Below are 18,875 nucleotides of genomic sequence, written 5' to 3' on the forward strand. Positions count from 1 at the left end.
AGGACGGGAGTTGCATCTGATTCAAGAACTCCCGCGGCCAGGTCCAGTGAAGATTCGGACGTGATGAACGCGGCGGCCATCGTCGAGCTGGATCATCACCTGGTAAGGACCGTCGTCTGTCGGCGAACTCGCGGGTTCGGGGGCGTGGATCATGCGGTTGTTCGCGATGGTCCACAGGGCGTTGTTCGCGGCTCGGTCGCCGCCGCGGTTGAGGCGGTGGCGCTGTCGTTGACCGCTGCTGGCCTGGACCGGGCTGGCGCCGCAGAGGGCTGCGAAGGCGGCGTCGCTGTGCAGCCGTTCGGGGTTGCCGCCGGCGGTGATGAGCAGCTGCGCGGCGCTATGGATGCCGACACCGGGTCGCTCGATGAGCTTCGGCACGGTGCGGCGGACGAGAGCGCGGATGAGCCGGTCCAGCTCGATGATCTCCTGATGGAGGAGAAGCCAGCGGCGTCCGAGGCTGACGAGGGCTGCGTGCATACCGCTGGTTAGGTCGAGTTTGCTGCAGAGGGTCGAGAGCTGCAGGAGGCTCTTGACGCGTAGGTGGTCGCGCGGGGCCCGATCGGTTCCGACGAGCAGCGCCTTGACTTGATTGCTGGCGGTGGTCGTGGCTTTGATGGCACTGCTGCGCGCGATCGTCAACGCTCGTAGGGCTTCCACGGCTCCCTCACGGTTCTTCGGGACCGCGTTTGCTTGCCCGGACAAGACAGCGCGAGCGGCGGCTTCGGCGTCGATCGGGTCACTCTTGCCTTTGCGTCGCCGATTGGCCCGATCTGGTCGGTTGACCTCGAAACCGTGATGCCGGCAGCCTGCAGAGTGCGAGTGAGTCGGTAGCCGTAGTTGCCGGTGCCTTCGACGCCGGCGGTGAGCGGGGCCCCATGTTCGCTGCTCCGGTCCAACAGCCGGCGGGTGCCGGCTTCGTTCGCGGCGAACAGCAGCTCGCCTTCGCGCCGGCCGAGCCCGTCAAGGGAGACTGCGACATGGAAGTGTTTGTGGGTGTCGATCCCCAGGACGCTGCGACCCAGCGTGGACATGTGGTGGTGCCTCTCGTCATCGGGCACGGACGAGGGCGGGTTGGGGTCGGACAGGACACTCAGGGTGCCGGGGCAAGGCCCCTATTGGGTCACGGCTCCAGCCCGCGCTCGGAATGTGGACGCCGAAACCCGGGCCGACTGTCGCCGTCAAGGGAGACCAGGTGCTCGGGGGAATCAAGTCCGGGAACTTCATCCAAGAGCTCAGCGAAGCCCTCGATGCGGCGGTTCGTCAGGGGCTTGGCCGGGAGGAAGCGCCCGCGGGCGTCGATACGCTGGATCGGCAGATAGGGGCCGTAGATCCGAGTGTGCCCGGGGTGGCGCTGTATCCGCGCATCTCGTCGGATGGGATCATGAAGCCGTCCGTGTCGTACATCGGCTTTGTTGAGGTCACCCCCAGATCTGCCAGGGTCCCTCCAGCTGGGTCTGCTCCCGTTGGGTGAGCGTGACGTCGGTGCGCACGACGCTCACGATCCGGGCCCGGGGTGCGCGGACGTAGACGCCGGACACCGGCCCGTAGTCGGGATCGGGCTCGACCAGTCCGAGTGGCTGGGCTTGGTATACCGTGCCGGGGATCTGGCCGACCACCGGCATCACGCACCGGGCCGCGTACGCCGTGGCCACGTCGGCTTCGCGGGTTAGGTAGACGTAGTTCGGGTCGTACATCGTTTGCTCGGCGTTGTAGCTGACGTCGAAGCCGAGCGCGGCCGCCGGCCGAAGGATGCTGCCGGGGACGAGGCCCGGAGCCCCGCCGTGAAAGAACGGCTCCGCAGACGGTACGTCGTCGCGTTCCGCCACAGTGGGCTTCGACCGCGCCCGCTCTCGGCGGGGCTGCTTTCGTGCTTTGGCCATCCCGCTATTCTCCCTTCCCGTGAGCGGGCGGTGCCAGCCATGCACTATCTACGCGATGGGGTACTTGTCCTGCGGTGCCCCTCCTCGCGGGCCGGTCTGTGGTGGCCGTTAGGGGTCGGCAGTCGTTGTGTGCCTGCCGGCAACTGCCTGGATTTGTGCCGTTGGAGGCTCGGGGTCAAGAGCGGTTGCTTGTGGCCGTCGTCGAAGGCGATGCGTGCACCCTTGACGTCGAGTGTCGGCACGGTATCCAGGTCACCACCCGGCGCCGAAGGTGCTGGTTACAGCGCGGCGAAGCCGCTCGATCTAGCTCTTGTCAGTTGCTGAACTCGGCTCGGTCAGGCCGGTACGCGGCGCATGAGGCACATCCCGAGACGACGCCGTACGGTGCGGAAGCCTTGCCGCTTGTAGAGCGGTTCGAGGGAGCGGGTGGACCACACCTGTAAGGTCGCGCCGGCCGCCTCGGCATCGCGCATCACGGTGTGACCGAGTTCGCTCCCGAGGCCACGACGCGGAGGTGCTGCAGCCAGTGCCGTCGCCTCCCACAACAAGGTGCCGACGCCGTCGACCACGATGCAGGCTCTCCCTGCTGGGTGGGTCAGCAGATACGGCGTACGACGAACAGACGACCGGCGGCGCGCAAGGATGTCCAGGCCGATCGCCGCCGCGATAGCACCGGAGAAGACGAGCATGACCGCGACGTACAGCACGATCACCACGACGACGGACCTGCAGATCGACGGGGTAGTGAGGGCCGGTCTGCCCAACCACAGACCAATGCCGGCCAGGACTGCCCAGGTCACCAGTGCGGGCCAGCCGAACACGCTGGTCCGCGGCCGGGTCAGTAACTGCCGCGTACACCCTCGCGGTGATTGCGAACACTGCCCCCGTATCGCGGAGTGTGGAGACGCGGCGGACGGCGGACGAGCCGCCGGAGTGCGGCCGCGTCATCACGGTTGAGATGGAGTGGTCGCGGGGATCGGTTTGGTGCGCAGCAGTGGCGTGATGCGCTGGCGCGAGACGATCCAGGTCTCGGCGATGGGATCGATCGAGGCGGCGACGGTCCTCATGCTGGCGAGCCGATCGGCGACCATGACGGAGTCGACCAGGGGCTCGAGATGAGCGATCCGGTTGCGCAGCCTGTGGATCCCGTCGACGTGCTTGACCAGGTCCTGCGGGGTGCAGGCTCGGAGCGGGAACGCCTTGTCCAGGGATTGTTGCCACAGCAGTTGGCGGCCGGGGTCGTTGTCGGGCAGCAGGAACCGCCAGGTGCCGAAGCTGAGCTGAGCCAGTACGTCAGAGTGACCAGGCCGGCGGCCGCGCTGCCCGGTCCGGCGTACCGCGGACCGAGCGCGCTGCTGGGCTTTCGGGATGTCGTTCTGCGTGAGCCGCAGCAGCAAGTGTGAGGGGTCCATCAGCCAGTCGCGAGAATGCGCAGCGCCGGTCGCCGGGTTGGTCTGCAGGGCGTTCCACGCCGAGAGTTCCTCGTCGAGCGCGTTGCGCAGTACTACTTCAAACTGATGCAGGCTCTCGTAGAAGGCGCCGGAGATCTCGACGTTCCAGTCGTATAGCCGCAGCGCGTCCCTGAGGTTGCCGTTCGTCGCCGACAGGTACGGCGCGAGCCGGGGCGTACTGAGCCGGGCCGCGATCGCCGCCCGGCGAATGGATGGTTGAGTTGGCGGCGCCATAGCCGTAGACTCTAGGGGAAGGCGGAGGCAGGTCTCTCCGTTACATGATTCACCTGAGGGCTCACCGGACCAGCGCCGGCGGGCCCTCAGTCATTTCCGATGGCCGCCGCATTCCGCCGCCTCCGCTGGCGCGGCCGGACCGTGACTGTGTTTTCCTCGCCGTGCTCAGTCGTCGGTGAGCAGGTTGTCCTCGAGAGCGCGTTCGAGGTCAGCCATGCTGGCGTGGGTGTAAATCCGCGTGGTGTCGAGAGAGGCGTAGCCGAGTAGGTCTGCGACGAGCACGACGTCGACGCCGTTGCGGATGAGCTGGGTCGCGAAAGTGTGTCGCAGCATCTGGGGGTGGCCCTTCGACCGGCCGACGTCCGGGCCTTCGGTGTGAACCAGGCCTGCAGCCGTCCCCAGCTCGGAAACGATGGTCCGGATCGAGCGATCAGAAAGCCTGGCACCAAGCCGGGACAAGAACAACGCCCCCGTCGTAACGGCCACGGGCAGTTCGGCGCGCTCGTCGAGCCAGATGCGCAGACCTGAACGGGCAGCACTGTGCAGCGGCACTTCCCGGTACTTACCTCCGTCGGTGCCCTTGCCCTGCCACACGGTCAGCTTTCCGCGGCGCGCCGACATCGCCAGGTCCTCGACGTCAAGGACCTGGCTTCCTCGACGCTGATCCCGGTGTAGTTGAGCAGATATAGGCGATCGCGATGTTGCGTGCCGAGTTCGTCCGTTTCGCAGCCCGCAAGAATTTGCGCTGCTCGACGTCATCCAGAGCCTCAGGTGCCCGGTCAGGGATCCGCTCACGTTTGGCGGCGCCGAGCCGGGCGACCCGCAGGTGTTCGTCGTAAAGTGGTCGATCGCGGCAAGGTAGGCGTTGATCGTGGCGGGCATGACGTACCGGACCGACTTGAGCCACCCCTTGTAGTCGCGCACCGCGAAGTCGCGGCCATGCGGATCGCGCAACGGGTCCCCGTTCGCTGCGAGATCGGGTCCTGCCTGCAGCCAGCTCAGGTACCCGGCGACGTGGCTGGCGTAGGCCCGCCGGGTCCGCGGCGACGGCGGCGCGCTCCAGCACCGCTTTGTACTCGCTAAACACCTCGGCCCACGATCCCTCAAGGTCAGCGCCGGCTGCGCCCCTCCCCCGTTGCCCGACGGCGGGCGCTGTATCGGAAGTAGAGGGGTGAGGCATGGAACTGGCGGAAGCCGCAGCAGAGGGCGGATCGCAGGTAGTGGCCGTCGCTGCCCTGGTCCAGCAGTGGCGCACTGGTCTGGACGAGATAGATCTGGAGTTGTTCGGCGGGCGGCATCAGAACCTGCGCCGGACCGGGGTCGCTGAGATCATCGACGCCCTCATCGGGGTGGTTGGGGGGCGGCGAACTGGTCGACCTGCTCGGCGAATCGGTCGAGAAGTTCGGTGGCGACACCGACCGGTGGGCCGAGGCCGTGAGCGCTTTGCACCATGCCGGGACCTGCCTGGCCGAAGCCAACAGGAGCGGGCGGGGTGCTCCTGGTGCTGGTCCGCCGACCAATCGGAGCTACTCAGTGACCAGCGAGCAGGCACCTGCACAGAACAAGGTTGAGCTGGCATAAGTCACCGCCTGGCAGGTGACGCGGGATGTGGCCGCGATGATCTCGGCCGGTGGGAGCTGCGTCGATGAGGTCTTCTACAACGTCGAGATCGGCCACCGAAGTGAGCTGGTGCTGACCGCCCGGATCGGCGACACCGACGCGCAGTGGGTGCCGACCCTGCTGTTCGCGATCACCGTCCACGAGATCGGCAGCCCGCGCCCCAGCGGCCCGAACAGTTGAAGGAGGCAACAGCGATGTCGGAACTGCGCCTCGACACCATCCTTCGGCTGGTCCACTACCAGCGCCAGACCGCCGCGATCGACTGCGGCTCGGTGGGAGCCTTGAGCGACGAGGCTGTGGCTCGCCTGATCGTTGCCCAGGCAGCGCTACCACCCGGGACGGCTCTCACCCCTGCTCAGGCAGAGGACCTGGTCGGTTGAATCAGGCAGGCACCCGGCTGGACCTGTTCTGGCGGGTGGCCGCCGCACTGCGCACTGCGCCGTGCGCCGGATAGGCACCGGCCACGAGCGCCGCAACCGTGACCCCCGCATGGCCGACGAGAACGCCGTCCTTTGGTACGGCGAAGGGTCCACAGACCGGGTGACCTGCCCAGCCGCCACGGGGAACGGCTGGGCAGACCGTCTACCGGCACCGGCGCGAACCCACCTGCCGCCCCATGGGCTGACGGCCTGCGGCCTTATCCAGCAGGGCATCGTCGGCTGCGATGCTGCTACCGGAGCAGGTAGTGATGATGATCGACCACAGCGCCAGCAACCGCAGTGAGCTGTCTCCATGGGCCAGCGGCCCCGGCCGCCGGACGCGATAATGCGACATGCAACTCCCCCATCCCCAGTTCCTCCCCCTTGCTGGTCCTATCGCTGGAGGGGGCGGAAGTGTTTCACCGTCTGGGGCCTCGAACGGGTAACGGCTCACCGACAGTGCGAGCAGTCCGGCGTGGCCGGTGAGTAGTTTGTGGACCATGCCCCGCCCCGGTCAGCCCGATCCCGCCGAGCGTCCCGCCACCTACGGCGACGTCTTCGCGGTAGCCGAGTTCCGGTGGCTGTGGGCTGCACTGGTCGGTTCGGTGATCGGCGACCAGCTGGCCCGGGTCGCGCTCGCCGTACTCGTGTTCGACCGCACCGGGTCGGCTGGCTTGTCCGCGCTCGCCTACGCCCTCACGCTGCTGCCCGACATCGTCAGCGGCCCGTTGCTTTCCGGCTTGGCCGATCGGTTCCCCCGCCGCCGCGTCGTGGTCAGCTGCGACGTCGCCCGCGCAGTACTGGTGGCAGGCATGGCGATCCCCGGCGCTCCGCTGTGGATCCTGTGCGTACTGCTGATCGCGGTCCAGTTGCTCGCGGCCCCTTTCCAATCGGCCAGGACCGCGCTGATGGCAACGATCATGACCGGCGACAAGTACAAAGCCGCCACCGGCGTGTCGGCGATCACTGGCCAGGCCGCGCAGCTCGCCGGATTTGTCACCGGCGGAACGATCGTCGCCGCGCTCGGCGCGAGCCAGGCGCTGGCCCTCAACGCAGCATCGTTCGCGATCTCGGCAGTCCTGCTGCAGCTCGGTGTAGGGGAACGTCCAGTACCGTCAGGAGATGGCTCCGCGGGCCGGCCGAGCTGGTGGGGTTCGCTGTCGGCAGGCGCCCGGCTTGTCTGGAATGACCGCAGGCTGCGCTATCTGACCGCGCTGATCTGTGTGCCTGGCTTCTACATCACCGTCGAAGGCCTCGCTGCCCCGTACGCCGCATCGGTCGGCGGCGGCCCGGTCGCGGTCGGGATCCTGTTCGCGGCCAACCCGGCCCGGCCAAGTGGTCGGGATCTTGCTGTCGTCTCGCCTGGCCCCGTCGCGGCGCCTGGCATGGATGGGACCGCTCGCGGTCGGGTCTTGCGTACCGCTGATCGCCTGCGTCGTCCAGCCAGGCTTGTGGACGACGGTGGGGTTGTGGGCACTGTCGGGGCTGTCCGCGTCGTACCTGGTCACTGCTCAGGCCACGTTCGTGCAGGACATTCCTGACGCGCAGCGGGGCCAGGTGATCGGGCTGGCCCGCACTGCGCTGATCGTTTCTCAGGGGATCGGGGTCCTGGCCGCCGGTACTGCGGCCGACCATTGGCAGCCGGCCTTGGTCGTGGCGGCTGCAGGTGTGCTCGGGGTCGCCTTTGCCGCCGGTGCTGCCCGCGGCTACCAGCGTGCGCAGCATGCCGGTCAACCGGGGAAGCCCTGAGCGAGAACACGAAGCGATTGCTCAGACCGATCAGGGCCAGTCGTTGTTCCGCATCGGGCCGCACCTCCTCCCGAGATCCGGAGCGCCCGCTGCCGGTCTGACCAACGCAGTGACATTGCGTGATGTCGCGTCTACTCTGACCGTGAGGACGAGTGTGAGGCTGGGGAAACGTACATGCTGATTATCCGCCATTGTAGACCGAAGCGCAGGCGCCGCCGCGAAACCGACGTGGGCGCTGGTTCCTGGTCGCCTGCCCGCTGGGCGCTGTGGTCTGCACCCTCTGTCGTGGTCGGCTACGTGCTGGCCGTCGACGCGCTCGCGATCGCCGTACTGGGCGGCTCACTCGTCGGCGTCGACATCGCCTCCGGTGACTGGATCCGGTTCGCCGCCCTGGCCGCCGGATCCGCGATTCACATCGAAGCGGGCCGGGAGATCGACCGTCTCCGCTGGAGCGCCGCCGAAGGCGCAACCTACGTGAACCTGAAGGCGATGTGGGTCTTCGCTAGCGTCCTGATCCTGCCGTTGCCGCTGGCCATTGCGATCACCGCGCTGAGCTACCTGCACTCCTGGAGCCGGCTGCGGCGAAGCGCGCCGCACCGCAACGTGTTCTCCGCCTCCACCGTCGTGCTGGCCTCAGCCGCCGCCGTGGTCTGCCTGACCACACTCAACCCTGACGGTCACCCCGGCTACACCGGTGGCGCGATCGGTCTGGTCGCGGTCAGCGTCGCCGCCACGGCGTACTGGTTCATCAACTACACCCTGGTCGTCGGCGCAGTGGTGCTGTCCAACCCAGACAGCAGCGCCCGCAAAGCCCTCGGGCAGCTGTCGGACCAGTTCCTCGTGGCCGGCGCCATCGGGCTCGGCATCACCACCGCGGCACTGCTGATCTACCAGCCCTGGCTCGCCGTCGCCCAGCTCATTACCGTCCTCGGCCTGCACCGGGCGCTGCTCGTCGGACAGTTCCAGACCGCCGCCCGCACCGACTCCAACACCGGCCTCGCAAATACCGTGTTCTGGCACGAGATCGCCACCAAAGAACTCGAACGGGCCCGCAACAACCACACCCCACTCGGCGTGCTCTACCTCGATCTCGACCATTTCAAGGCCATCAACGACACCCACGGCCACCTCGCCGGCGACCAGGTCCTCAAGGCAGTCGCGGCCGAGCTGAAGCACGATGTCCGCACCGGAGACCTCGTCGGGCGCCTCGGCGGTGAAGAGTTCGCGATCCTTCTCCCCAACGCCAGCCCCGACGAGACCACGAACGCTGCCGAGCGGATCCGCCGCCGCATCGCCGGCCTCGTCATCACCGTTACGACCCAACGAGGACCCGCCACCGTCGACGGGCTCACCTGCTCGATCGGCGCTGCGACCTACCCGACCGCAGGCCATACTCTCGACGGACTCCTCCTCGCAGCAGACACCGCCACCTACACAGCCAAGAGCTCCGGCCGCAACCGAGTCATCACAGCCCCACATGTTCACGCCAACTGAGCGGCTCTCGACGAGACCGAGGTCAGCTCGGCCAGGGCGGGCTCTTCTGCAGTACGAGTGATCGAGACAATCTCGGTCAGCTGCGCGTGCCTGGCGACCGCGTCGATGCAGTTGGTGGCCAGAAATCCAACCTCAGCGCTGCGCCCGGGTGCGCAGCGCCGGCGTCGGTGCGACCGTGGGTTGGGCAGCCTTGGCTTCGGCCGCTGCCTTGGAGCGTGCTTTGGCCCGGTCCGGCGTGAGCAGTGCGCGGCACCTGGTCGCTGCCCTGGCCGAGGCGGGAGCGGCAGGAGCCGGCACGGGTGGAAGCGTGACGATCCCGGTCCTGTGTGCCGCTGGAGGAGCCGGTACCGGGCGGTCGGCTGCAGGCGCTGAGCAGCTGACCAGGGCAGCGACGGTAACGGTGAGGCAGACGCCGCGCTGGGCTATACGTCGTCGGAGGCCCTGGCGGGGTTGTTCGTGAGGCATGGTCTCGATCCTGGGGGCCATGGACTGTGACCGACAGACACAGAACGTGCCCCCTGCTGACGGACAGAAACAGAGGGGACACAGTCAGCGAACTAGTTCGAAATTAGCCTCAGCCAGGCGTGCGGGGGCGTCTGGCGTTGCCGGTAGGTGTGGTTGGGTTCAGGCTGCTGGTTCGATGGTGACGTGGTAGCCGAGTGCTTGTAGTTGGCGGATGTGGTTGCGTTTTTTGGTTTCGGTGGTGATTGATCGTGTGTAGTGATCGGGGCCCGAGGTCGATGTAGTGGGCGTCGGGGTTGGCCAGGAGGTGCCAGATGATGATCAGGATGGATCGGCCGATGGCGACCTGTGCCCGTTTTTTGCCTCGTCGTCTGGCGATGCGTCGGTAGCGTTCGCCGAGGAATGTGTTGCCGCGTCCGGCGGTGACAGCGGCCTCGCCGAGGATCCGGGCCAGATACCGGTTGCCGTGCCCGGTCGATCCGCGGCCCTTGGTCTTGCCGGCCGAGGAGTTGACCCCGGGTGCGAACTTCGCCCACGAGCACAGGTGCCCGGCGGTGGGGAACCGGGTCATGTCCACACCGATCTCGGCGATGATCACTGCTGCGGCGATGGGACCGATGCCGTCGATCTCGTCGAGTTGGTCCACCGCGTCAGCGAAAGGGGCCAGATGTGCCTCGATTCGGGTGTCGAGCAGGTTGATGTCGGCGTCGATCCCGTCGATCCTGGCCAGCATCTGCTTGAGCAGCATGGCGTGGTGCTCGGTGAAGAACCCGGTGAAGGCTTCTCGTAACTGCGGGATCTTGGCCCGCATCCGGGTCCGGGCCATCTCCGCGAGTCGTTCAGGGTCTCGTTCACCGGCGACCAGGGCATCCATCATCGACCTGCCCGAGGTGCCGAAGATGTCGGAAGCGACGACCGAGACCTTGATACAGGCGTCCTCCAGCAGCTTCTCGACCCGGTTCTTCTCCGCGCCCCGGGTCGCGACCAAACTCATCCGGTACCGGGTCAGATCACGTAACTGCCGGATCTCGGCCGGCGGGACGAAGCTGGGGCGCAGCATCTGCCGTTCGGCGACCTTGCACAGCCACACCGCGTCCAGCACGTCGGTCTTGGGCCTGCCCGGTAGATGCCTCACGTCGCGGGCGTTAACCAGCCACGGCTGAAGCCCATGCGCTTCCAGCAGATAGAACACCGGTTTCCAGTAGTCGCTGGTGGCCTCCATCACCACCCGCTCGATGCGTAACTCGACCAGCCGGTTGGCCAGCTCGGTCAACGATCTGGTCATCGTCGTATGGGTACTGACCTCTTGCACCCGACGCGGTCCGGTCCTGCCCGGCAACCGCACACAACAGACCAGCTCGGCCTTGCCGAGATCAAGCGCGGCGACCCGCCCGATGATCTGATCCTCATCGACAGACTCGGCGAACATCGCTGTTCATCTCCCACCTCCAGACCTCACAGGCCAGACCATCCGGCCCAGGTGTGGCCGACCGGAAAAGGGGTCATCGGGACAAGGAAAACGAATCTAGTTCTCGTGCTCACCATCGAAGGCAGCAACACTGAAGAGCCCAACACGTAACCCCCACACCCGGCTAGGGCACGGCCTCAACGAACCATAGGACAATCGGCATCAACCCGACCGGCCACACACCCACAATTTCACCCCGGAACGGGGCGTCTGACCAGACACAAAGGCTAGGGCGAGAAACGGGGCGTACCGTGGAGTTGCTGAAGACTCCAGGAGGTACGCCCCGATGAGCAAAGATACCCCGCACACTGGCCGGTCGGTACGGCGAATCAGGCATCGCCGCGACATGACCCAAGAAGAGCTCGCCGAGGCTGCTGGCCTGTCACCTGGTGCGGTGAAGCTGATCGAGCAGGGCAAACGCAACCCGCGTCCCGCGACTCTGGCCGCGATCGGACGGGCTCTGGGAGTCTCGACCACGGAGCTTCTGGTTCCCACCGCTGGCACGTCGGTGGTAACGCCCGACGTCGAGCCCGATGGGCTGATGGCTGTGCGGCGGGCACTGACCCCGGCGATCGGTCTGCCACCGGGGCCGGCCGGACCCGGCGACGCGAAGGCCTGGCAGGCGACCCTCACCTACGCCGAGCGGCTCTACACCCTCGACAAGTACGACGGCGTCCTCGACGCGATCCCGGTCCTGATCGAGCAAGGCCGGATCCTGCACGCCGCCGGAGACGCCCGCCCGCTGGCTCAGGCCTACCTCTACACCGCCCAAGCCCTGACACAGCTACGTCGTCTCGACCTGGCCAACCACGCACTCCACAAGGCCGCCGGCCTGGCGCGGGAGTTGTCCGATGACCTGCTGGAGACGTGGGCAGTGAGCATTCAGTGCTGGACGATGCTGCTGCAGCGCCGCTTCGCCGAAGTCGAGGAACTGGCGATCACGACCGCGGACCGGATCGAACCGAAAAGGTCAGCCGCGCCGTCGTACCGGATCGCGACATGGGGCTGGCTGATGTGCCGTGCCTCGGCAGCGGCCGTCCGCGACGCACGCACCGACGACGCCGAGATGTACCTGCGGCATGCGAAAGCCGCAGCTACACAGCTCGGCAATCCCGAACAGTTCCAGGCGTCGGCCGGATGGGCGCCGCCACCGGTGCGTGGGTTCTGCGAAACCACGGTCGGCTACAAGCAGGTCGAGAACGCGATCCTGATCGGGGACGCCGGGAAAGGCCTCGAACTGGCCGAGCGGATCCCGCCGTCGACGGTACCTACGGTGAACAACCGGCACCGCCACGAACTGGACCTTGCCGCAGCCCGGGTCGCGTCAGGTGACCACCGTGGTGCAATCGGCCAGCTGCTCGAGGTCCGCGCTGCGGCGCCGGAGTGGCTGAAGCACCAAAGCTACGCTCGCGGCGTCGTCGGGCAACTGGTCGAGGACCAGCGCCGTTCCTACGCTGACCAGGTCGGGCTGCTCGCCGACCACGTCGGACTCCCCACCTGATGCCACACCCCGCCAAAGACCCCGGAGGCGTACCGGTGATCAGCCCCGTCGTCGGTGTTCTAGGTCAACGACCTGACAGAGTAGGTCGATGACCGACAACCGCTTCGTACCGCCGGGACTGGCCGGTACACCGTTCAGCGCCGCGGTAGAAATGCCCGGGATAGTCTTCGAGCTCATGACTGCCCTCGACCAGGCGGGAGAAGATCCGGCGATCGCCGCGGCCGGCGACCAGCTGCAGCAGGTGTGGAGCCAAGCATCGCCGCAGGCCAGGTCCGGTCTCTTGCTCAACGTCGCCTGGGACGCCCGCACCGGGCCGATACCCAGCAGCGGTACCGGCACGGTCGGAATGTACGTCCATGAACTGCTGCAGACCGCCGCCGACCACACAGGCAACTTCGATGCGTTCCACGGGCCGGGCTTCCCGACCTTGCCGTGCCCCGGGACGGCCGGGGTGATCGCGACCGGTCTCGGGTTCGACCGCGACAATCTGCGGCTCAGCCTCGACGTCGTACTGAGCCTACTGACCGTGCTGCGGCGCAGCGAGACGGTCTCGTGACGCTTCTCCGGCCGCCGCTTTGGGCGTTGGCGATCATCGGCACCCCCGCTGATCCGCTGGCTGTTCTTATCCTCGAAGCAGGCTCTACCGACTCCTACACCGCGATGCGCACCCGGCTCACGCTGGCCGGCTGCATCAACCAGATCAGCCTGCCCGAGTGGCAGCACGGCCGCTGGCCCAGCTCGGGCCGAATGCTGCTGCACCACGCCGGCAGCCAGGTGACCAGGGTCAGCACACCGGGCCCGACCCTGCACATCCCCGGTGGACTCGACGCCGGGCAGCAATGGATCACTGCCGCCACAGCCCGCACTCACGCCTTGCTCGTCGTCGTACCGCCAGGTGGCCTGAACGCCACCGGCCCAGCCGAGATCGGCACCTACCAGCCGGCTCCAGTGGCTGAAACCGACGCCTTCCCCGAAATGATCGCCGCCCTCGCCCACTCGCACCGGCTCACCGCAGGGCTGGCCGCGGTGACCAGCGACCCGCACCTCAACTAGCCTGCCAAGCCCAAGGCTTACCGCTACGGTTTGACATCTGACATGTAGCGGGGAGTGACTGTCGATGGAGGAGCCGGGTCGAGCACTATGGGAGACCCCCCACAGCCGTGGACCGGCAGGAGTCGGCGTCGCCGGTAGCGGCCACCTGGTCTATTTGGGCGGCATGACGCTGCGATACCTGCAGGAACATGCTGAACTCGGGCAAGACGCCGGCAAGATGCCCGACGGTGTCCACACCGCGAGGTGGGTGCTGGCCCGAGGCCCGTCGACACTGCGCGCCGGCGGAGTCGCCGCCGTTGCAGGCCTCGCGCCAATGGCCGTGTGGGCAGCGTTCTGGCTACCGCCGACCACACCGGTGTGGTCCTTCCTCATTCCCGTCGTGCTTGGGGTTGTGCTCGCTTTCGGGGTGACACCAGCAGTCGAGGCGGCCATCGGGCCGCCCGTAGCGCCCGAGAGTGGCGCACGCCACGTCGACTGGGGCAAGGTTCGCGCACTGCGTGGACAGCCGTGGGCGATGCTTCCGGCCAAAAACACTCAGGAAGGCAACGTCGCACGGCGTGCGGCGGACATCCACGACCGGATCGTGAAGAGCCCGATCTGGGGCTCGGGCCTGCTCGACACCCACAACGTTCGAGTCGACCCTGCCGCGGAAGTAGTTCAGATCGCGCAGCGACTGTCCCGGCTGGCCGATCTACGCGGCCGACTTCGGAGGGCCCAGGCCACGACAGGAACCGATGCGCTCGCCTCGCAACTGGCAGCGCTCGAGGAGGTGCACCTGTCGATCACCCGGCGGGTCGATGCGCTGGCCGCCTACGAGATCCAGGTCCATGCCCTGGCTGCTGAACACAGCAAGGTCAACGCGCTGGTCGCAGCCGGCGACCACACGGACGAGGTGCTCGACCTCCTCTCCCAGACCGCGGGCGACGCGATCACCGCCGGCCAGCTGGAATCGATCGGCAACGAGGTGGAGGCCTCGCGCGAAGTCATGCAGGACCTGGTGGGGGCGATGAGCGAACCACTACAGATCCTGGCCGAGACAGTCCCCGGGCCGGTCCGCCTGTAATCGATTGAGGCGATCGGCCATATAGAGGGTGTGGAGACGGTGACCGAACAAGCACAGGCCGACCTTGAGGCGCTGTACCGCATGCACTATCGCGCGGTCCTCAGGTACGTCGTACGTCGCCACGGCGACGTCGAGGACGCACGCGACGTGACGGCGGAGGTATTCCTGGTGGCGTGGCAGCGCCGCGCGGATCTACCGGCAGACCGGGCGTTGCCGTGGCTGTACGGGGTCGCGGCGAAAGTGCTGAGCGATCGGTACCGGTCGGCCGAGCGGGCTGATCGCGCCTACCGGCGGGCCGGCAACGACCTGGCGACTCAGACAGCAGCAGGGCCGGAGGATCGGGCGGAGTGGTCGCAGGAACTGTCGCAGGTCGTCGCGGTGCTGGGCACGCTCAGTACTGCGGATCAGGAAGTCCTGATGCTGCATGCCTGGGAGGAACTGCGCGGCAAGGACCTCGCCGCCGCGCTGGGGTGCTCGACGGCGGCGGCCGCGGTGCGACTGCACCGGGCCCGTCGACGGCTGACGGCGGCGCGTATCGCCCGCTCGAAGTCGTCGGTGACGTCTGGTTCCACGGTGGTTGCTAGTGCGCAGTCCGAGACGCTGGGAGACAACTCATGAAGAGCAACGACCTTGATCTGCTCCGGCAGGCAGACCCCGCGGCCGCGATCCCTGACGGGCCGTTGAACGAGGATGAGCTAGCAGGGCTGAACCGGGCTTTGGCCAGGATCGCCGTCAAGGAATCCGTCGCGGCCCCTGCCACAGCTGTGGCAGTTCGCCGTTCCAGGCCGCGCGTCACACGCCGCACGGTGATGATCGGCGTAGCGGCAACGCTGGTGGCAGCGGCGGGACTGGTCGTGGTCGACCCGTTCGGCTCGACCGGGGTCGCGATCGCTGCAACCCCAGTACTGCTGGACGGCGAGCTCCGGACAGGAGGGCCGGCCAAGGCCCAGCTCCTCGTGCTGGCGGCGGTCGCGGCCAAAGATACGTCGCTACCGGGCGACGCCGGCTCAACCCACTCTGTCCGCACATCGACCTGGGATCTGTCGACCCGCGTCGACGGCGAGACCGTGCGGTCTGCTGTCCTCCCTGAGCAGATAGACCTTGTGTGGAGCAGCGATCAACCCGGCCGAAGAACGGTCCGCACGGGAGAGCCCTACTTCCCGTCCGAGAGTTACCGCCAGGCATGGGTTCGAGCCGGTAAGCCCGGCAAGGCCGGGGAGGTGGTCAGTGACGACACGATCGCCGCAGGCAGCCGCGAATCGTGGTTCACCTACCCACTGCCCACTGCGCCGGCACCACTGCTGGCTGCCTTCAAGGTCGCTCATCCGATCGATGTCGACGGCACCGGCGCGCTGGTCACCGCGGTGAGGGACCTGGCCAAGGACACTGTCCCGGTGCCTGCGGTCCGGGCCGCCGTGCTGCAGCTCCTGGCCGGTCGAAGCGACGTGGTGTGGCTGGGCGCGTTGAAAGACCGGGCCAGTCGACCTGTGGAGGCGTTCGCGGTCGACACCAGCTACACCGGGCTCCCTCAGCGTCAGGTCCTGATGTTCGACGCAGTCACGGGCGCCTTGCTGGCCAGCGAGGACTTGCTCACCAAGACCGCAGGGGCGCTCGGCGTCGCGGTGCCGTCCGTGATCAGCTACACGCTGTTCTTCCCCACCGGTCGCTAACCCACAGGTGCTGTGCCCGGCCGCGGGGCGTCGCGGCCGGGCACAGGTCAGTCGGTCAAGGGGAATCGGATCCAGGGCCGGTGATCAGGCGGCCCCAGCCGGGTCAGTTGCTGACGGCAAGCATCAGGCGGTGTACCAGGACGACAGCTTGTCGTTCAGGCTGGTAGACAACGCCGACACGGCTGAGTTCTCGGGCTCGATCCACAAGATTGTCCCGGTCTGATTGGCGCCGTCGCAGACCCCGACGATCACGTTTGTATCTGTGTTAACCCACGAGCTGGTCTGATTATCAAAGCTCCACGGGTTTCCCGCGTTGGCGGCCGAGGTGGCGCCGGTGAACTGCAACCGTCGTCCGCCGAAGGCGATGTCGGTGTAGAAACAATAGTAGTCCTTGACCGTGACTCCGGACGGGCAGCCGTGGACGGCCTCGACTCCGTACTCGTCGCCGAACTCGCTGGTGACGGAGTCGATGCCCATCGACTTCAGGACGTCGTAGCGGATGTTGCTTCCCAGGCCGGCCGGGGCGAACTTCTGACCGGGACTCGGCCACACTGCGGTCGTACCGGCACCACCTGGCCAGACCATGGCGTTGTCGCTGACCTGGATCCCGCCAGGGTTCAGCTTCAGCATCGCGGTCATCTCGGCCGCCACCGGCCCGGTCACCCCTGCCGCGATCGGCGCCCCTGCAGTAGGAGCGGGGGTGAGGGGTTGGGCGGAGGCGGTGGACGGGAATGCGATGCCGGCCAGAGCCAGCAGTGATGCGGTGCCGATCGCGGCGGCACGGACGCGGCGGGTGGGGCGGTTCATCATGGTCGTTCTCCTTCGGACGGAAGGGCCTCACTGGCCCAAGGTCCGGCCGTACGGGCGTGCACGGCCGGAAACATGGAGGGCTGTCTGCTCGAGCGGCAGGTGACGGCTGCCATGCAGTCGAGCTGGAACGATCGGGTTACGGCGGTCCAGCACCAGGCGCAGTCATGAGGTAGCCGGCGACGTCGACAGATCGACGCGGTCGGGGAAGTCCGGGGGCGAGCAGGTGAAGCAACTCCGACACCTGGTCCTGCAGGCTGTGGTCGTCGAGCTGGCAGGCGTACTCGCGCAGCTGGGCGAGCAACGAGACCGCTTCAAGGATCTGCTTGTGGGGAGCCGGTTTCAGCCGGTGGTTTTTGCGGCTCTTGGATACTCGGGGTTTCAGGGCTGAGCGGAGGTTCCGCGCCCGCTTGGCGAGCTGTTCGGCCTCTTCGAGCTGCGCGAAGCTTTCGAGCGCGTCCATCAGCGTCTGGATCGTCTGGAGCTGGGCCTGGTTGAGCTGGACCGTTTCCGTGCGGCAGTAGCGCCCGGCCAGCGCGGTCATGGTCTGGTCGCGGAGGATCCGCAGGGATGGCAGGCCGAGGCCGCGAAGATCGAGCAGCTCGGAATTGGTGGTCTGCGCGACGGCGTCGGCGGTCTTAATCCCTTCGCGGCGGAGCAGGTTAAACAGTCTGGTGGGTAGAGCCTCGAGCTCCTGGAGCAGGATCGGGCCGTCGTCGGGGGCGCCGTACTGCGGGGCCGGAGAGATTTGAAGAATCGCTCCGCAGATCACCGGCGAGGAGAACTGATCAGCCTCGTCCTCGCCGGTTTCCCTGGCCCATGCCAGCAGCTTGCCGTCCGAGGGGCCTTTCCAGCCGATCCCGCCGACGACGCACCCGGCCATCCGGCCGTCGCCAGGGGCCGTGTCGATCGGCCAGCGCCTGCACTCCACGACGCCCGGATCGATGAGGGCCTGGCCGGGAAACAGCGTGGTGATGTCGTCGAGCTGTCGAAACCACCCCGTCCCGAGTTCGGAAACCAAAACGGCCTCGACCTCCCGGACCAGCTTCGTCATCGCCGAGGTTTCGGGATCCAGCAGGTGCGAGATCACCGTGAACGACCCGGGCGGCAGCGCGTCGACGTAGCCCTTCATGATCGCCACCATCTCGCCGACGTCACCGAACGCGTCGCGGTAGCGACGCAAGGGCGCGGTGTGCAGTACGGCGACCGGCCGGTCGCGGTCGAGGAACCGCCAGACCGGACCATCGGCAGCGAGCAGCTGCTCCGGGTCGAGAACGTCACCGTCGACGACGGCCACGTTCTTGTCGTCAGCCATCAAGGCCTGCGCGTGGCGAAGCGCGATCGGCTCACGCTCGACGTACAGCACCCTCACGTCCGGATACATCTCGCGGACGGATCCGAGGTGGTTCTCGGGGTCGAGCGGCAGGCCGGCGCCGCAGTCGAGGAACTGCTCGACGCCCAGCTGGCCGGCCAGATACGCGCAGGCGGTTCGGCGGAAGTCTTCGTTCGCCTGTGCCAGCTGCTGGAGCTCCGGCGCGAGCGCCAGGACCCGGTCACCTACGGCGCGGTCCGCGGCGTAGTGGTCCTTGCCTCCCAGGACGTAGTTCCACACCCGGGCCTTATCCGGGATGCCGAGGTCGAAGCTCGGGTACATGGGAGCGAAGGCCCTCTCAGGAGATCGTGGTCGTGCGGAGACGAACGGGAGGGTTGATTGGCGGAGGCCCCGGCTCCTGGTCGGGGAGGCGGCTCGGCCACGGCTGGTGTGTGCCGAGATGCCTGCAGCCAAGAGCCGGGGACTCCACGGGAGACGAGACCGGCCGCTCGTAGTGACGTGGCCGAGCGGACGAGCCAGGGGACTCATTCGGTCTCGCCCCGGCTTCACGGAGCGCGCACGGTGTGCGCGTACTCGATGCTGGCCCTCTTCTTCGAGCCGCCGCTGATCGATGCCACCGGCCTACGGCCAGAGAAGAGAGTGCGCAGGCCGGCTACTCGTCCATCCACCGC

Annotated in this window: 22 protein-coding genes; 11 read left to right on the forward strand and 11 right to left on the reverse strand. The window is 67.4% G+C overall.

All coding sequences use genetic code 11. The features are described from left to right. Positions 1 to 21 precede the first annotated feature (21 nt). From F1D05_RS41920 to F1D05_RS10165, 7 genes are all read right to left on the reverse strand, one after another. Positions 22 to 732, reverse strand: coding sequence for a transposase (locus F1D05_RS41920; protein WP_281388972.1), 711 nt, complete (start codon positions 730 to 732; stop codon positions 22 to 24). Continuing rightward, complete coding sequence (locus F1D05_RS10140) at positions 636 to 1,031, reverse strand: IS110 family transposase (protein ID WP_185447134.1); 396 nt, start codon at positions 1,029 to 1,031, stop codon at positions 636 to 638. The genes F1D05_RS41920 and F1D05_RS10140 overlap by 97 nt, the downstream gene beginning before the upstream one ends. Positions 1,032 to 1,418: 387 nt before the next feature. Continuing rightward, a complete protein-coding gene (locus F1D05_RS10145; protein WP_185447136.1) occupies positions 1,419 to 1,880 on the reverse strand; it encodes an NAD(+)--rifampin ADP-ribosyltransferase in 462 nt (153 codons plus the stop codon). Between the two features lie 335 nt (positions 1,881 to 2,215). After that, entirely contained in the window at positions 2,216 to 2,596 is a 381-nt protein-coding gene (locus F1D05_RS10150; RefSeq protein ID WP_185447138.1) for a hypothetical protein, read from the reverse strand. 231 nt (positions 2,597 to 2,827) lie between these two features. After that, positions 2,828 to 3,565, reverse strand: a complete 738-nt coding sequence (locus tag F1D05_RS10155; protein ID WP_185447140.1) for an Abi family protein — start codon at positions 3,563 to 3,565, stop codon at positions 2,828 to 2,830. A gap of 165 nt (positions 3,566 to 3,730) precedes the next feature. Then, a complete protein-coding gene (locus tag F1D05_RS10160; RefSeq protein ID WP_343066630.1) occupies positions 3,731 to 4,447 on the reverse strand; it encodes a tyrosine-type recombinase/integrase in 717 nt (238 codons plus the stop codon). Between the two features lie 227 nt (positions 4,448 to 4,674). Beyond that, a complete protein-coding gene (locus F1D05_RS10165) occupies positions 4,675 to 4,863 on the reverse strand; it encodes a hypothetical protein (protein WP_185447144.1) in 189 nt (62 codons plus the stop codon). 298 nt (positions 4,864 to 5,161) lie between these two features. On the opposite strand from F1D05_RS10165, the gene F1D05_RS10170 reads away from it, so the two are divergent. The 5 genes from F1D05_RS10170 (at position 5,162) to F1D05_RS10185 (ending at position 8,847) form a co-directional block, all read left to right on the forward strand. Next, positions 5,162 to 5,365: a hypothetical protein gene (locus tag F1D05_RS10170; RefSeq protein ID WP_185447146.1), complete on the forward strand. Its 204-nt coding sequence runs from the start codon at positions 5,162 to 5,164 to the stop codon at positions 5,363 to 5,365. Positions 5,366 to 5,379: 14 nt separating this feature from the next. Next, positions 5,380 to 5,565, forward strand: a complete 186-nt coding sequence (locus F1D05_RS10175) for a hypothetical protein (protein WP_185447148.1) — start codon at positions 5,380 to 5,382, stop codon at positions 5,563 to 5,565. Between the two features lie 539 nt (positions 5,566 to 6,104). Then, positions 6,105 to 7,145: an MFS transporter gene (locus tag F1D05_RS10180; RefSeq protein WP_246486571.1), complete on the forward strand. Its 1,041-nt coding sequence runs from the start codon at positions 6,105 to 6,107 to the stop codon at positions 7,143 to 7,145. Then, on the forward strand, positions 7,129 to 7,353 hold the full coding sequence (locus F1D05_RS40005) for a hypothetical protein (protein WP_246486572.1): 225 nt from the start codon (positions 7,129 to 7,131) through the stop codon (positions 7,351 to 7,353). The genes F1D05_RS10180 and F1D05_RS40005 overlap by 17 nt, the downstream gene beginning before the upstream one ends. A gap of 285 nt (positions 7,354 to 7,638) precedes the next feature. Continuing rightward, positions 7,639 to 8,847, forward strand: a complete 1,209-nt coding sequence (locus F1D05_RS10185; protein ID WP_185447150.1) for a GGDEF domain-containing protein — start codon at positions 7,639 to 7,641, stop codon at positions 8,845 to 8,847. Positions 8,848 to 8,979: 132 nt separating this feature from the next. On the opposite strand, the gene F1D05_RS10190 is transcribed toward F1D05_RS10185, so the two are convergent. Both F1D05_RS10190 and F1D05_RS10195 read right to left on the reverse strand, forming a co-directional pair. After that, positions 8,980 to 9,144 carry a hypothetical protein gene (locus tag F1D05_RS10190; protein ID WP_185447151.1) on the reverse strand — a complete coding sequence of 55 codons (165 nt, stop codon included), beginning with the start codon at positions 9,142 to 9,144 and terminating at the stop codon, positions 8,980 to 8,982. Between the two features lie 277 nt (positions 9,145 to 9,421). Beyond that, positions 9,422 to 10,738 carry an IS110 family transposase gene (locus F1D05_RS10195; RefSeq protein WP_206686149.1) on the reverse strand — a complete coding sequence of 439 codons (1,317 nt, stop codon included), beginning with the start codon at positions 10,736 to 10,738 and terminating at the stop codon, positions 9,422 to 9,424. Between the two features lie 325 nt (positions 10,739 to 11,063). Between F1D05_RS10195 and F1D05_RS10200 the strand changes: the two genes are divergently transcribed. The 6 genes from F1D05_RS10200 to F1D05_RS10225 all read left to right on the forward strand — a co-directional run bounded on the left by F1D05_RS10200 (position 11,064) and on the right by F1D05_RS10225 (position 16,064). After that, positions 11,064 to 12,278 (forward strand): helix-turn-helix domain-containing protein, encoded by a 1,215-nt coding sequence (locus tag F1D05_RS10200; RefSeq protein WP_185447152.1) that lies wholly within the window; start codon positions 11,064 to 11,066, stop codon positions 12,276 to 12,278. 88 nt (positions 12,279 to 12,366) lie between these two features. Further along, on the forward strand, positions 12,367 to 12,834 hold the full coding sequence (locus F1D05_RS10205; RefSeq protein ID WP_185447153.1) for a hypothetical protein: 468 nt from the start codon (positions 12,367 to 12,369) through the stop codon (positions 12,832 to 12,834). Continuing rightward, on the forward strand, positions 12,831 to 13,331 hold the full coding sequence (locus F1D05_RS10210) for a hypothetical protein (protein WP_185447154.1): 501 nt from the start codon (positions 12,831 to 12,833) through the stop codon (positions 13,329 to 13,331). Before F1D05_RS10205 ends, F1D05_RS10210 begins: the two co-directional genes overlap by 4 nt. Before the next feature lie 163 nt (positions 13,332 to 13,494). Then, complete coding sequence (locus F1D05_RS10215; protein WP_185447155.1) at positions 13,495 to 14,394, forward strand: hypothetical protein; 900 nt, start codon at positions 13,495 to 13,497, stop codon at positions 14,392 to 14,394. A 39-nt stretch (positions 14,395 to 14,433) separates the two neighbouring features. Beyond that, positions 14,434 to 15,012, forward strand: a complete 579-nt coding sequence (locus F1D05_RS10220; protein ID WP_206686150.1) for an RNA polymerase sigma factor — start codon at positions 14,434 to 14,436, stop codon at positions 15,010 to 15,012. Beyond that, positions 15,009 to 16,064, forward strand: coding sequence for a hypothetical protein (locus F1D05_RS10225; RefSeq protein WP_185447156.1), 1,056 nt, complete (start codon positions 15,009 to 15,011; stop codon positions 16,062 to 16,064). Before F1D05_RS10220 ends, F1D05_RS10225 begins: the two co-directional genes overlap by 4 nt. Positions 16,065 to 16,187: 123 nt before the next feature. Here the strand turns inward: F1D05_RS10225 and F1D05_RS10230 are convergent, their stop codons facing one another. After that, positions 16,188 to 16,874: a peptidase inhibitor family I36 protein gene (locus tag F1D05_RS10230; protein WP_185447157.1), complete on the reverse strand. Its 687-nt coding sequence runs from the start codon at positions 16,872 to 16,874 to the stop codon at positions 16,188 to 16,190. Positions 16,875 to 17,010: 136 nt separating this feature from the next. Beyond that, the gene (locus F1D05_RS10235; protein WP_185447158.1) at positions 17,011 to 18,525 is read right to left on the reverse strand and encodes an SAM-dependent methyltransferase; all 1,515 of its coding nucleotides are present in this window, start codon (positions 18,523 to 18,525) and stop codon (positions 17,011 to 17,013) included. Positions 18,526 to 18,875 lie beyond the last annotated feature (350 nt).

It is taken from the genome of Kribbella qitaiheensis (genome assembly GCF_014217565.1).
GTDB classification, from domain to species: Bacteria; Actinomycetota; Actinomycetes; order Propionibacteriales; family Kribbellaceae; genus Kribbella; species Kribbella qitaiheensis_A.

What these genes read in the sequence shown, in the direction of transcription:
- F1D05_RS10155 (WP_185447140.1), bottom strand. Translation starts at nt 3,565, where the DNA reads ATGGCGCCGCCAACTCAACCATCCATTCGCCGGGCGGCGATCGCGGCC.
- F1D05_RS10200 (WP_185447152.1), top strand. Translation starts at nt 11,064, where the DNA reads ATGAGCAAAGATACCCCGCACACTGGCCGGTCGGTACGGCGAATCAGG.
- F1D05_RS10230 (WP_185447157.1), bottom strand. Translation starts at nt 16,874, where the DNA reads ATGATGAACCGCCCCACCCGCCGCGTCCGTGCCGCCGCGATCGGCACC.
- F1D05_RS10140 (WP_185447134.1), bottom strand. Translation starts at nt 1,031, where the DNA reads ATGTCCACGCTGGGTCGCAGCGTCCTGGGGATCGACACCCACAAACAC.
- F1D05_RS10205 (WP_185447153.1), top strand. Translation starts at nt 12,367, where the DNA reads ATGACCGACAACCGCTTCGTACCGCCGGGACTGGCCGGTACACCGTTC.
- F1D05_RS10225 (WP_185447156.1), top strand. Translation starts at nt 15,009, where the DNA reads ATGAAGAGCAACGACCTTGATCTGCTCCGGCAGGCAGACCCCGCGGCC.
- F1D05_RS10215 (WP_185447155.1), top strand. Translation starts at nt 13,495, where the DNA reads ATGACGCTGCGATACCTGCAGGAACATGCTGAACTCGGGCAAGACGCC.
- F1D05_RS10180 (WP_246486571.1), top strand. Translation starts at nt 6,105, where the DNA reads ATGCCCCGCCCCGGTCAGCCCGATCCCGCCGAGCGTCCCGCCACCTAC.
- F1D05_RS10160 (WP_343066630.1), bottom strand. Translation starts at nt 4,447, where the DNA reads ATGCCCGCCACGATCAACGCCTACCTTGCCGCGATCGACCACTTTACG.
- F1D05_RS10165 (WP_185447144.1), bottom strand. Translation starts at nt 4,863, where the DNA reads ATGCCGCCCGCCGAACAACTCCAGATCTATCTCGTCCAGACCAGTGCG.
- F1D05_RS10195 (WP_206686149.1), bottom strand. Translation starts at nt 10,738, where the DNA reads ATGTTCGCCGAGTCTGTCGATGAGGATCAGATCATCGGGCGGGTCGCC.
- F1D05_RS10235 (WP_185447158.1), bottom strand. Translation starts at nt 18,525, where the DNA reads ATGTACCCGAGCTTCGACCTCGGCATCCCGGATAAGGCCCGGGTGTGG.
- F1D05_RS10145 (WP_185447136.1), bottom strand. Translation starts at nt 1,880, where the DNA reads ATGGCCAAAGCACGAAAGCAGCCCCGCCGAGAGCGGGCGCGGTCGAAG.
- F1D05_RS10175 (WP_185447148.1), top strand. Translation starts at nt 5,380, where the DNA reads ATGTCGGAACTGCGCCTCGACACCATCCTTCGGCTGGTCCACTACCAG.